This window comes from Rhizorhapis sp. SPR117 (genome assembly GCF_021742065.1).
This window is the reverse complement of the sequence record NZ_JAKKIE010000047.1, coordinates 1-13,049: the sequence shown is the minus strand read 5'-3', so window position 1 is coordinate 13,049 and position 13,049 is coordinate 1. Positions and strand designations below refer to the sequence as shown.

9 protein-coding genes are annotated in these 13,049 nt (G+C 60.9%); 6 read left to right on the top strand and 3 right to left on the bottom strand.

Annotated features, from left to right (window positions below; genetic code table 11):
* Nucleotides 1-142: 142 nt before the first annotated feature.
* From L3X40_RS16110 to L3X40_RS16100, 3 genes are read right to left on the bottom strand one after another with little or no spacing between them, the layout of a single operon-like run.
* Complete coding sequence (locus L3X40_RS16110) at nt 143-1,564, bottom strand: efflux transporter outer membrane subunit (RefSeq protein WP_237366498.1); 1,422 nt, start codon at nt 1,562-1,564, stop codon at nt 143-145.
* Complete coding sequence (locus tag L3X40_RS16105; RefSeq protein ID WP_237366497.1) at nt 1,561-4,737, bottom strand: efflux RND transporter permease subunit; 3,177 nt, start codon at nt 4,735-4,737, stop codon at nt 1,561-1,563. The genes L3X40_RS16110 and L3X40_RS16105 overlap by 4 nt, the downstream gene beginning before the upstream one ends.
* On the bottom strand, nt 4,737-5,927 hold the full coding sequence (locus L3X40_RS16100) for an efflux RND transporter periplasmic adaptor subunit (RefSeq protein ID WP_237366515.1): 1,191 nt from the start codon (nt 5,925-5,927) through the stop codon (nt 4,737-4,739). Before L3X40_RS16100 ends, L3X40_RS16105 begins: the two co-directional genes overlap by 1 nt.
* A 203-nt stretch (nt 5,928-6,130) precedes the next feature.
* Here L3X40_RS16100 and putA point away from each other — a divergent pair, with 203 nt between their 5' ends.
* From putA to L3X40_RS16075, 6 genes are all read left to right on the top strand, one after another.
* A complete protein-coding gene (gene putA, locus L3X40_RS16095; RefSeq protein ID WP_237366496.1) occupies nt 6,131-9,232 on the top strand; it encodes a bifunctional proline dehydrogenase/L-glutamate gamma-semialdehyde dehydrogenase PutA in 3,102 nt (1,033 codons plus the stop codon).
* Nucleotides 9,233-9,327: 95 nt separating this feature from the next.
* Complete coding sequence (locus tag L3X40_RS16090; protein WP_237366495.1) at nt 9,328-10,971, top strand: NAD(P)/FAD-dependent oxidoreductase; 1,644 nt, start codon at nt 9,328-9,330, stop codon at nt 10,969-10,971.
* On the top strand, nt 10,964-11,092 hold the full coding sequence (locus tag L3X40_RS22350) for a hypothetical protein (RefSeq protein WP_272907957.1): 129 nt from the start codon (nt 10,964-10,966) through the stop codon (nt 11,090-11,092). Before L3X40_RS16090 ends, L3X40_RS22350 begins: the two co-directional genes overlap by 8 nt.
* Before the next feature lie 80 nt (nt 11,093-11,172).
* Nucleotides 11,173-11,853 (top strand): RluA family pseudouridine synthase, encoded by a 681-nt coding sequence (locus L3X40_RS16085; protein ID WP_237366494.1) that lies wholly within the window; start codon nt 11,173-11,175, stop codon nt 11,851-11,853.
* Nucleotides 11,846-12,259, top strand: coding sequence for an alternative ribosome rescue aminoacyl-tRNA hydrolase ArfB (gene arfB / locus L3X40_RS16080; protein WP_237366493.1), 414 nt, complete (start codon nt 11,846-11,848; stop codon nt 12,257-12,259). The genes L3X40_RS16085 and arfB overlap by 8 nt, the downstream gene beginning before the upstream one ends.
* 88 nt (nt 12,260-12,347) lie before the next feature.
* Nucleotides 12,348-12,980, top strand: a complete 633-nt coding sequence (locus L3X40_RS16075; RefSeq protein WP_237366492.1) for an HD-GYP domain-containing protein — start codon at nt 12,348-12,350, stop codon at nt 12,978-12,980.
* Nucleotides 12,981-13,049: the final 69 nt, after the last annotated feature.

Genomic DNA, 13,049 nt, shown 5'->3' with positions numbered 1-13,049 from the left:
CTCATCTTCAGGGGAGGGGACGGGGGTGGGGAATGTCAGCCCGCCGTGCTTTCGTGTGGGAAGCCCCACCCCAACCCCTCCCCTGAAGGAGAGGGGCTTTATAGTCATCAAACTTCGGCGCCCCTACCCGGCACACCCGCCATTACGTGCCCTCCGGTTGCGGCGCATCTTCCCAACCGCCGCCAAGCGCCTTGAACAGACTGACCTGCGCCTGTGCGCGTGCCGTTTGCGCTTCCGCAAGGGCAGAGCGCGCGGTGGCGCGGCTGCGCTGCGCATCCAGGAGTTGCAGGAAGCTGTCCGCCCCATTTTGAAAGCGGCGTTCGGAAATGCTTGCCGCGCTGTTGCTGGCGCTCAAGGCACGACCAAGCGCGGCCTCCCGATCCATCGCGCCTGCAAGCCGCGCCAGCGCCTGTTCGGTTTCGCCCAGCGCGGTCAGCACCGCCTTGTCGAATGCGGCCAGCGACCCTGCCGCCACCGCCTTGCTTTGCCGCACCTTTGCCCGCGCCGCGCCGTTAAAGGGGAAATTAAAGCTGATCAGCGGTCCGGCGGACCAGGACAGGCTGTCACTCGTCCCCAGCTTGCCCACATCCGGCGCGCCCAGCGCCACTGAACCCAGCAGATTGATCGAGGGATAGAGCGCCGCCGTCGCTACCCCGATCCGGGCGGTATCGGCGGCGAGTTGCCTTTCCGCCTGACGCACATCGGGACGGCGGGCAAGCAGCGCCTGACCATCGCCCACAGGAATGGTTTGTTCGACGGACGGCGGCGTATCGCAAGCAGCCGCCTGCCTGTCGGCCATGGCGGGCGGATCACCCGTCAGCACCGCCAGCGCATAGATGGCCGCCCGACGCTCCGCCTCGAACGTGGCGATCTGTGCCCTGGCCTGTTCGACCAGCACGCTTGCCTGATCCACGTCGCGCCGCGTGCCGCGTCCGCCCGCGAACATGCGCTGCGTCAGGTCGAGAGTCTTTTGCTGCAATTCCACCGTCTGACGCGCTGTCTTTGCCTGTGCGGCAAATCCGCATGCCACGGCATAGGTGCGCGCGGTTTCCGCCGCGACCGAAACCTGCGCCGCGTCAAGCCCGGCCGCCGCCGCCCCGACATCGCCCCTCGCCGCCTCGACCGAGCGGTGAACGCGACCGAACAGGTCGACTTCATAGGACGCATCGAAGCCCACGCTATAATAATCGGTACGGACATTGGTGCCGCTGCTGCTAGAATAGGCCGAGCTGCGGCTTTCCGTCGCCCTGGCGCTGGCGTCGCTGGTGGGCAGACGCGCCGCCCCCGCCTCTGACAGCAGGGCGCGCGCCTGTTGCAGATTGGCCGCCGCGATGCGCACGTCGCTATTGTGCACAAGCGCCTTTTCCACCAGCCGGTCGAGCACGGCGTCGTCGAACAGCCGCCACCAGTGGCCAGCGGGATCGCCCTGTGTCACGAGCGGATTGTTCACCGCCTCCTGAAGCTGCAACGCGGCAGGGGGCGGCGGTGACGGCGGCGCATAATCCGGTCCCACAGCGCAGGCACTGATCAGCAAAGGCAGGGCAAGAATAACAGAGCGCTTCATGCTTCGCCCTCCGCCGGTTTTGGTTCGCGGGTCGTGCGCCGCGCAACCCAATCCCTCACCCTGTCGCCCGCCATGCGCGTGGCCACATAGAAGGCCGGGGTGAAAAGCAGTCCGAACAGGGTAACGCCGATCATGCCAAAGAAGACGGCGATACCCAGCGCCTGCCGCATTTCCGAACCGGGGCCGGATGAAATGACGAGCGGCAGCACGCCCAGAATGAAGGCGATGGACGTCATCAGGATCGGCCGCAAACGCTGGTGCGCCGCGCGCTCCGCCGCTTCGCGCAGGCTCAGCCCTTCCTCTTCCCCCTGCCGCGCGAATTCAACGATCAGGATCGCATTTTTCGCGGCCAGCCCGATCAGCACGACAAGGCCGATCTGGGTCAGGATATTGTTATCGCTCCCCATCAGATTGACGCCCAGAATTGCCGCGAGCAGGCACATCGGCACAATCAGGATGACAGCCAGGGGAAGCACCAGACTTTCATACTGCGCCGCAAGCAGCAGAAAGATGAAGATGACGGCCAGACCGAACGCCACCATCCCGGTATTGCCGGCTTGTTGTTCCTGAAAGGCGATGTCCGTCCATTCAAACGTAAAGCCCAACGGCAAGATCTCCTCCGCCAGTTTTTCCATGGCAGCCAATGACTGACCGCTCGAATAGCCTCGCACCGTATCGCCTTGAAGCTCTGCGGAGGGATAGAGATTATAACGCACCACGCGGTAAGGCCCGCTGTCATTGTCCAGGCGCAGAACAGCCGCCAGCGGAACCATGGCGCCGCTCGCCGAGCGCGTCTTCAGCCGGCCGATATCGTCGGGATCATCGCGATGCGGCGCATCGGCCTGAGCCGTCACGCGATAGGTGCGGCCAAGATAGTTGAAGTCGTTGACATAACTCGACCCCAGATAGGTGCCCAGCGTGGCGAAGATATTTTCGACGGGCACGCCCATTTGCTCGGCCTTCTCCCGGTTTATATCGGCGTAAAGGCGCGGCGTCTTTGTATTGAAGCTGGTAAAGACAGAGGTAAGCCCCTCGGTCTGGTTAGCCGCCATCATCATCTTGGTGGCGGCCTCTTCCAGTGCCCGAAAACCTGCGCCGCCGCGGTCCTCTATCATCATTTTATACCCGCCGCCGGTGCCAAGGCCGCGGACGGGTGGCGGCGCGATGATGAAAACGCTTCCTGCGGTGATTTTCGACAGCTTTCCTTCCAGTTCCTTCGTCATTTCAGTGGCGGACAAACGCTCGCCATGCGGCTTCAGTGTCACGAAAATGGTGCCGCTGTTGGATGCATTGGTGAAGCTGGATCCATCGAACCCGCCAAAGGCGACGGTGCTTTGAACGCCAGAGTCTTTCTGCACCGTGGCAATCACTTGCCGCAGGGTTTCATCGGTCCGCTGCAGGGCCGTACCTGGCGGCATCTGTACGACCGCGATCAGATAGCCCTGATCCTGTGCCGGTATGAATCCCGTCGGCGTCTGGGTAAATCGCCACCCTGCAAAAGCCAGCAACAATAAATAGCACAGACCAACAATGCCCAGCATGCGAACGGTACGCGCCGTCACCCGGCCATAACGGTCGGCAAGCCAGGTAAACCCGCGATTGAACCCACGTGCAAATCGCACGGGATAGCCATGCCACCCAGCGGGTATTTCACGTTCCTGTTTGGGCTTCAGGATCAACGCTGCCAGAGCGGGCGACAGGGTCAATGAAACAAAAGCCGAAATTGCCGTCGCGCCAACAATGGTGAGAGCGAACTGCTTATAGAAGGCTCCGGAAATTCCCGGAATAAAGGCTGTGGGAATAAAAACGCCGCACAGCACCAGCGCGATCGCAATCAGCGCGCCCGATACTTCGTCCATCGTCTTGTGCGCGGCGGCCAGCGGCGAAAGCCCCTCTTCCTCCATCAACCGCTCGACATTTTCGACGACGACGATGGCGTCATCGACGACAATGCCGATGGCCAGAACCAGACCGAACAGGGAAAGATTGTTCAACGAAAAGCCAAAGGCGGCCATCATGGCGAAGCTGCCGACCAATGAAACCGGGATGGCAAGAATGGGGATGATCGCCGCGCGCCAGCTTTGCAGGAAAAGCAGCACCACCAGACTGACAAGAATCAGTGCCTCGACCAGCGTATGGTTCACCGCGTCAATGGACGCAGAGATATATTCGGTAGGGCTATAAGGAATTTCATAGGTAAGCCCGGATGGAAAATTCTCCGCCAGCCGCGCCAGTTCCTGCTTTACGGCCCCGGCCGTTTCCAGCGCATTGGAACCTGGTGATTGCGTGACCACGACCGGAATAGCCGGACCGCCGTTGAAATAGGCGTTGGTGCTATAATCTTGCGCACCAAGTTCAATGCGGGCGACATCACGCAAGCGTGTCATGCGCCCCTGATCGTCTCGCTTGACGATGATCTGACCAAATTCGTCGGTCGTCGAAAGTCGCCCCTGCGCCCGCACGCCAAGCTGGAATGCGGTGCCGCCGGTGTTGAAGGGGGGCTGACCGACCGCGCCGGCAGCGACCTGCATATTTTGCCCGCGGATCGCACTGGTAATTTCATCAACAGTCAAATTGCGTTCGGCGGCGAGATCGGGATCGATCCAGACGCGCATGTCGTAATCGCGGCCACCGATGCTGCGAATACCGCCCACGCCGGGAATTCGCGCCAACCGGTCATTGATCTGCAAGGTCGCATAGTTGGAGATATATTGCTGTGAAAGGCTCTTGTCGGGGGAATAGAGCATTGCGACCATGAGCAGGTCGGGCGAATCCTTGCGGACTGTGACGCCGATCTGCCGCACTTCTTGGGGCAGGCGCGGTTCGGCGGTCGCCACCCGGTTCTGCACCAGCACCTGCGCCTGATCGACGTCCGTTCCCTGCGCGAACGTGACGGTGATACTGAGAACGCCGGTAGCGGTGGAGGATGAGGACATATAAATCATGTCCTCGACGCCGTTGATGGACTCCTCCAGCGGGGCGGCCACCGTTTCGGAAAGCGTTTCGGCTGTCGCACCGGGATAGGTGGCTGACACGACCACTGTGGGCGGGGCGATTTCAGGATATTGCCCGACCGGCAACATCGGATAGGCGACCATTCCCGCAATCACGATCAGGATCGACAGGACGGCCGCGAAAATCGGGCGGTCGATGAAGAAATGCGGCAACCGCATCAGCGCGTCGCTTTCACATCAACAGGAGCAGGCGCCTCCGAAGGGATGGAATTCGGGCCGGTGTTTTCAGCACGAGGCTTGATTTTCACTTGATGAGGCTTGACCGGCATCCCCGGCTGAATACGGGCAAGGCCGTCGATGATCACCCTTTCGGTGGGCGCCAGTCCTTGACGAATGACACGAAGCCCTTCGACCATCGGTCCGGTCTCAACCACCCGCGTGGCGCTCTTGCCGTCCTTGCCAACGACATACACCAATTTACGGTTTTGATCGGCAAGGATCGCCTCATCAGGCACCAGCAACGCCTTGTACGTGCCCGACCCCAACAGACGCGCACGGCCAAACATGCCCGGGACCAGAAAGCCGTCGGGATTGGCGACGACCGCGTGGGCGCGGATTGTCCCTGAATTGGTGTTGATGGCGTTGTCGACAAAGGTCATGCGTCCACGCCAGGGATAGCCGCTTTCGTCGGCAAGCTGGATCTCGACCGGATTGGGCGCATAGCGCGATGACCGCCGTTCGCCTTGCTGCGCCTGCCGGATATATTTGAGGTAAAAGCTTTCGGCCCCTTCAAAGGAAAACCAGATCGGGTTGAGCGACACGACGCGCGTCAACAGCGTTTCTCCAGAGGAAACATAATCGCCCAGTGCCACGCGCTTGTCGGAAATGCGCCCGGCAATCGGCGCCCGGATCGTCGTGAATTCCAGATCGAGCCGGCGTGCCTCGACTGCCGCCTGCGAAGCGGCGACATTCGCCTCGGCAGAACGCAAGGCAGCCTGCTTGCTTTCATATTCCTCTTTGCTGACCGCTTCATATTTGCGTAATTCGGCGGCGCGATCACGTTCGCTACGCGCGTTGGTCAATGCCGCACGCGCCCGCATCAATTCGGCCCGCGCCTGTTCCAAAGCAGCACGATAGGGGCGTGGATCAATCTGAAAAAGCATCGCGCCTTTTTTTATTTCCACACCGGGACGAAACCCGATGGCCGTGACGGTGCCGGAAATGCGGGGCTTAACCTCCACATCCTCAATCGCCTCAAATCGCCCGATATATTCGTCCCAATCCGTAACGTCGCGCTGCAGCGGAACCGCTACAGAGACCGCGGTGGGCGGGGGGACCGGCGGTTCTTTGTCTGCACAAGCAGAAAGAATGGCTGTGGCAGCAGCAATGAAGGCAAGGGAGATACGCATCACGGCTATTTGCTGCGTTGCAATATAAATTGCAAGATGCAACGCACATTTTTTTGCTTTTATTGACAGGGACATAGGGATGCAGCTTTGATCTGCCTTGCCCCTATAGGCTCCATCGACAAAACAGGTTGCTTATGATTCTATAGAGGCAGAACACCACAGGAACGACCGCTAGGATATACCCTCTGACAATGGGGTTTTATATGGACGGCAGCATTTTCGATTGGGACAGGCTGGACACGGGCAAATATCGCATAGAAGGCGAGGCCGTGGCGGCACTGCTGGCGGCGCATTCGCTGAATGACGGGCAGCGTGAGGCCGTCGTGAGCGAAGCGGCGGCCCTTGTCGAAGCGACTCGGAAGGCCGCCCGCAAACAAGGCGTGGTTGAGAGCTTCCTCTCCGAATTTTCGCTCGGAACACAGGAAGGGCTGGCGCTGATGTGCCTTGCCGAAGCGCTGCTGCGGACACCGGATGCCGCGACACGCGACAGGCTGATTGCCGAAAAGATCAGCAGCGCAGACTGGGCAAGCCATCTGGGGCAATCCGAGAGTGTGTTCGTCAATGCCTCGACATGGGGCTTGATGCTGACCGGCAAGCTGATCGATGTCGATGCTGAAGCGAAACAGGATGTCGCAGGCTGGGTAAGGCGGCTCACCAGGCGCGTTGGCGAACCGGTCGTGCGGCAGGCGGTGATGACCGCCGTGCGCATCATGGGCGAACAGTTTGTATTGGGACGAACCATTGAGGCAGCCCTGAAACGTGCTGACAGGGAAGACATGCTCTGTTCGTTCGACATGCTCGGCGAAGGCGCGCGTACCGCAGCGGATGCCGAACGCTACGAACGCATCTATGCAAAAGCGATCAAGGCGGTAGGCAAGGCGGCGGACGGCGCGGGACCGGAAACCGGGCATGGCATTTCGATCAAGCTGTCGGCGCTGTCCCCTCGTTATGAAGCGGTGCAGGAAGCGCGGGTGTGGGCAGAGCTTTATCCCCGCGTGCTGCGCCTTGCGCGGATCGCCGCACAATATGACCTCAACTTCGCCATTGATGCCGAGGAAGCGGATCGACTCGTCATCTCCCTGAAACTGTTCCAACGATTGGCGTGTGAGCCGGATCTGGCGGAATGGCAGGGTTTGGGCATCGTCGTTCAGGCCTATCAAAAGCGTGGCCTTGCGGTGATAGAGGCACTGGCCGCGCTCGCCCGCGCGACTGGCCGGCGCATCATGGTGCGCCTCGTCAAAGGCGCTTATTGGGATAGCGAGGTAAAGCGCGCGCAAATAGCGGGGCGGCCCGACTATCCGGTGTTTACGACCAAGGCCGCGACGGATTTGAGCTATCTGGTTTGCGCCCGTGCGCTGATCGATGCGACTCCAATGCTCTATCCCCAGTTCGCCACCCATAATGCGCATACCCTCGCCGCCGTGCGGACAATGGCGGTGGAAAAGGGTGTCGCGGTCGAACATCAGCGGCTGCATGGCATGGGTGAGACGCTGTATAAGGCGGCCAGCCAACGCTATGGCATGCTATGGCTGCGCGCCTATGCGCCGGTCGGCGGGCATGAGGAACTATTGCCCTATCTGGTGCGGCGCCTGCTCGAGAACGGCGCGAACACCAGCTTCGTTCATGCGCTGCTGAATGAGGATGTGCCCGCGCGGGAACTGGTCGCTGACCCGATCATCAGCGTCGAAGCACAACCCGATCGCCACCCGCGCATTCCGCTGCCTCGCAATATATATGGGGCTGGACGGATCAACCCGTCGGGACGCGATTACAGCATCACCAAAGAACGCGAAATCATCGCTCGTCATCGCACGGCAAGCGACGGCCAAACCCATGTCGCCGGACCGCTCGTCGGCGGGCAGTTGCTACCAGGCGGCAAGGTTCAGCCAGTCATCAGCCCGGTCGACAATCAGCCGGTCGGCACGGTGCATGTGACCATTGCCGCGCATATAGATGCTGCTGTTTCCCATGCTCGCAAGGCGCAACCGGCATGGGATGCGCTGGGCGGCCCCGGCCGTGCGACCATATTGCGTGCGATGGGCGACATGCTGGAAAATCAGATGGACGACCTTATCGCGCTCCTGTCCCGGGAAGCAGGCAAGACGTTGAACGATGGCGTTGCCGAGGTGCGAGAGGCTATCGACTTCTGCCGCTATTATGCGGGCCTTGCCGAAAACCAGTTTTCGGGACTGAAAACATTGACCGGCCCGGTCGGAGAAACCAACGAGCTGGAGCTTCGCGGGCGCGGCGTATTCGCCTGCATCTCTCCCTGGAACTTCCCTCTCGCCATCTTCACCGGGCAAATTGCCGCCGCGCTCGCGGCTGGCAATGCGGTCATCGCCAAGCCTGCTGAACAGACGCCGCTCATTGCCGCGCGTGCGGTGCGTCTATTTCATGCGGCTGGGCTGGCGCCCGATCTGCTTGCCCTGCTGCCGGGCGAGGGCTCCCACATCGGTCCCCTGCTCACCGCGCATCCCGGCATTGATGGCGTCGCTTTTACCGGCGGCACCGAAACAGCCTGGAGCATCAATCGCAGTCTCGCCGCGCGCCCCGGACCCATCATGCCCTTCATTGCGGAAACGGGCGGTCTCAATGCGATGTTCGTGGATACGACCGCACTCAGGGAGCAAGTCGTCGACGATGTGATCCTCTCCGCCTTCGGTTCGGCGGGTCAACGCTGCTCCGCGCTGCGCATCTTGTTCCTGCCTGAAGAGTCCGCCGACATGCTCGTCAAGACGTTGATCGGGGCGGCTGAGGCACTGGTGATCGGCGATCCAGCGGACCCGGCAACCGACATCGGCCCGGTCATCGACGCCGAAGCCAGGACCACGCTTGATGCCCATATCGAACGGTTGAAGCGAGAGGCGAAGATTCTCTATCGTTGCGAACTACCATCCCTGAAGGGGCAATTTTTCGCACCGACCATTGCCGAAATCCCTTCACCCGACTTTCTGGAAAGCGAGGTATTCGGCCCTATCCTCCACATCTATCGCTACAAACGTACCGAACTTGCCCAGGCGGCCAGCGCCCTTGCCGCGCGCGGCTATGGCTTGACGCTTGGCGTGCACAGCCGGGTCGAAAGTTTCGTCCGCGAAATCCGGGCACTGGTTCCGGCGGGCAATTGCTACGTCAACCGCTCGATGACCGGCGCGGTGGTCGGGGTGCAACCTTTTGGCGGAGAGGGATTGTCGGGGACCGGCCCCAAGGCAGGGGGGCCGCATGCCCTGCTCCGCTACGCCACCGAGCGTGCCCTTTCCGTCAATATCACCGCGCAGGGCGGCGATCCCGCGCTGATGAATTTGTGACATGATATAAGAGCCATTTTCTTCACGGCATCGCGATTGCCCGGTCCGCATCCTGACAGTGGCGAACCTTCATCATCTCCGCTAGAGCCGCCGACATGTTACGCCTCACCGAACTGAAGCTGCCGCTCGATCATGCGCCAGATGCTCTGCCCGCCGCAATCTGTACGCGGCTGGGCATCGCGCCGGATGCGCTGATCGACTATGCCATCGCTCGCCGGGCCAATGACGCGCGCAGAAAATCCGCGATCCTGCTGGTTTACTCGGTCGATGTGTCGCTGAAGGACGAAGCAGCGGTACTCGCCCGGTTCACGGGGGATCGCCATGTCCAGCCCCCGCCCGACACCAGCTATCACTTTGTCACGACAGCCCCCGCCTGTCCCGATTTCAAGCGCCCCGTCATCGTCGGCGCTGGGCCCTGCGGCCTGTTCGCCGGACTTATACTCGCGCAAATGGGGTTCCGCCCGATCATTCTGGATCGCGGCAAGGTGGTGCGGGAGCGGACCAGGGACACATGGGGCCTGTGGCGACGCGGCGTTCTCAACCCCGAATCCAACGTCCAATTTGGCGAAGGCGGCGCAGGCACTTTTTCCGACGGCAAACTATACAGCCAGATCAAGGACCCGCGCTATCTGGGCCGCAAGGTGCTGACCGAATTCGTCAAGGCTGGCGCGCCGCCCGAGATACTGACCGAAGCCCATCCGCACATCGGCACCTTCCGTCTGGTGACAATGGTCGAAAGCATGCGCGAGACGATTGAGGCTTTGGGCGGCGAATATCGCTGGCAGCACCGGGTTGAGGATATCGACATCGAAACCCGCCCCGACGGCACGCGGCAAGTACGAGGCCTGCATCTGCAAACCGGCGACCATCTGGAGGCCGATCATGTTGTACTGGCTGTCGGCCACAGCGCACGCGACACGTTCCACATGCTGTACGACCGTGGCGTGCATATCGAAGCCAAGCCATTTTCCATCGGCCTGCGCATCGAACACCCGCAAAGCTGGATCGACAAGGCACGCTTTGGCGCCTGTGCCGGTCATCCCGACCTCGGTGCTGCGGCCTATAGCCTGTCCCATCATTGCAGCAACGGTCGCACGGTTTACAGCTTCTGCATGTGTCCGGGCGGGCGAGTGGTAGCTGCGACGTCAGAAGAGGGCCGCGTCGCCACCAATGGCATGAGCCAATATTCGCGTCAGGAATTCAACGCCAATAGCGGCATCGTTGTCGGCATTGACCCCGGTCGGGATTATCCGGGCCATCCGCTGGCGGGCATAGCCCTGCAACGCCATTGGGAATCGCTGGCCTATGCGGCGGGCGGTTCCAGCTATGCCGCGCCGGGACAAAAGGTCGGTGATTTTCTGGCTGGACGGGCATCAAGCGAGTTGGGCGCGGTCATGCCGTCCTACAAACCCGGCGTGCACCTGACCGATCTGGCGCAATGTCTGCCCGATTTCGCGGTGGAAGCGATCCGTGAAGCCCTACCCGCCTTTGGCCGTCAGATCCCCGGCTACGATCATCCCGACGCGATGTTGACTGGCGTGGAAACGCGCACATCCTCACCCGTGCGGATCACCCGCGGCAAGGACTTTCAAAGCCTCAACACCGCGCGCCTTTTCCCGGCAGGCGAAGGCGCGGGCTATGCTGGCGGTATCCTGTCCGCTGCGGTTGACGGCATCAAGGTTGCCGAGGCGGTTGCGCTCAGCCTGACCCAAACCCAGGATCATTCCCTCTATGTCTGATGATCATGAGCCAAGCCGGTTTATCGATGCGATCCGGGAAAAAACGGCCTACATCATCGGCGTCGTCGGCCTGATCGCATGGTTTATCATGCTGTGGCTCATGTTCGGGGACGTTTTATGACAGCCTCACTTCGAAAAGGTTGAATCGGCGCGGCGCATGCGTCTCTTGCCCTTGGCGTCTTGCAGTGCCACAGCAGATCCATGCTTTCCGATCATGTAATCTTTTGCGATGGTGAGGCCATCATACTCGACAAGCCTGCGGGGCTTGCGGTCGATCCACCCCGGAATGGGGGGCTCAGCCTCGAAAATCATCTGGCCAGCCTGACCTTTGGTTTTCAGCGGTGGCCGGTCGCGGTGCATCGCCTTGACCGGGACACCAGCGGATGCCTGCTGCTCGCCCGTAACCCAAAGGCGCACAAGCGCTTCGCCGCCGCTTTCGAAGCGCGCAAGGTGACCAAAGGCTATATCGCGGTGATCGAGGCCGTTCCCGACGAAACATCCGGGATGATCGACCTGCCGCTCTTCAAAGTCAGCAGCGCAGAGGAAGGCTGGCGGATGGTCGTCGATGAACGCGGCAAATCCGCGCGGACGGCATGGGAAAAACTGGCCGAAAAGGACGGACGCAGCATGATCCGCTTTTTCCCCGAAACCGGGCGCACGCATCAGATCAGGGCGCACGCGCTCTATGGCCTTGGCGCGGCGATCGTTGGCGATCCCGTCTATGGCAATGGCAGCCCCAAAGCAGGGTCCATGCTCCTCCACAGCCATTTCCTGTCGCTCACGCGCGAAGGCAAACCGCCGGTGGAGGCGACTGCGCCCCTGCCGGAACGCTTTGCTGCCGCGGGTTTCGGCAGTGAATATCTGACAGGCGGCAATGTTTGACCCGGCGTCCTTCGACATACCGGCTGATGCGCTGGAAGAACGCTTCATAACCGCGAGCGGTCCAGGCGGGCAAAATGTCAACAAGGTCGCAACCGCCGTCCAGTTGCGGATCAACCTGTATCGTTTGGGCCTGCCGCCCTATGCCTTTCACCAGTTGAAGGCGCTGGCGGGATCGCGCGTGACAAGCGAAGGTATATTAGTGCTGACGGCGCAGAAATACCGGACGCAGGACGCCAACCGGCAGGATGCCCGTGAACGCCTGATGGACATGATCGCCAAGGCGCATGAACGCAAGGCGCGGCGCGTTAAAACCAAACCCAGCCGCACGGCCAAGGCAAAGCGGGTCGACAGCAAGGTCGCTCGCGGCACAGTCAAGAAAGGCCGCGCCCGGGTGCAGCCAGACTGAAACCGCGCAGGATTAGTCCGCCTCCCCCGCACCTAAATCATTTATTCATTTAACTTCTTTAGGGTGAAAGACACAAAAGGAGTGTCCTTTGTTCCTGAATCCGATCATCACTGCCGATGCTCAAGCTGTGCCGATCATGGATGCTGCCAGCCGTTTGCGGGTGGGCAAACATCAATGCAGCGTCGGCGCGCTGAGCAAGGTTCTTGCGGCGGCGCTGGGGCTGGATGAAGCGCATTGCCGCCTCATAGGGAAAGCTGCCGTGTTGCACGACGTGGGCAAGCTGTATGTTTCTGCTTTGGTCAATGACAAATGCGGCCCCCACGATCTGAACGAAATTCTGGCCATGCATCAGCATCCGATATTCGGACATGCCCACCTTTGCGCCTTCAAACAGACGCCAATGCTGAAGCTGGCGGCCGTTATCGCGCTTCAGCATCATGAGAAATTCGACGGTACGGGCTACCCGTTCGGGCTGTCCGGCGACACGATCGCCCCTGAAAGTCGGATCGTTTCGATATGTGATGTATACGATGCTTTACGGGAAGATCGCCTATACCGGACCAAAATTGGCCACAATGCAGCGATGCAGGTGATCACCTGTGGCGATGACCGCACCAAGCCGTCAATGTTTGATCCTGCCGTCCTGAACGCGATGGCGAAAAATCACGAACAGATTCGCGCCGTGTTCGACAGCCATCATCCTGATGTGGAGGCGACCTAGTCACCCGGAACTGTAATCCACCTCATTGATTCACGCCTCTTTGAGGAGATGAACAATGCTAGGTCGGCA

Coding starts and splice junctions, on each gene's coding strand:
- L3X40_RS16110 (WP_237366498.1), bottom strand. CDS start 1,564: ATGAAGCGCTCTGTTATTCTTGCCCTGCCTTTGCTGATCAGTGCCTGC.
- L3X40_RS16105 (WP_237366497.1), bottom strand. CDS start 4,737: ATGCGGTTGCCGCATTTCTTCATCGACCGCCCGATTTTCGCGGCCGTC.
- L3X40_RS16100 (WP_237366515.1), bottom strand. CDS start 5,927: ATGCGTATCTCCCTTGCCTTCATTGCTGCTGCCACAGCCATTCTTTCT.
- putA (WP_237366496.1), top strand. CDS start 6,131: ATGGACGGCAGCATTTTCGATTGGGACAGGCTGGACACGGGCAAATAT.
- L3X40_RS16090 (WP_237366495.1), top strand. CDS start 9,328: ATGTTACGCCTCACCGAACTGAAGCTGCCGCTCGATCATGCGCCAGAT.
- L3X40_RS22350 (WP_272907957.1), top strand. CDS start 10,964: ATGTCTGATGATCATGAGCCAAGCCGGTTTATCGATGCGATCCGGGAA.
- L3X40_RS16085 (WP_237366494.1), top strand. CDS start 11,173: ATGCTTTCCGATCATGTAATCTTTTGCGATGGTGAGGCCATCATACTC.
- arfB (WP_237366493.1), top strand. CDS start 11,846: ATGTTTGACCCGGCGTCCTTCGACATACCGGCTGATGCGCTGGAAGAA.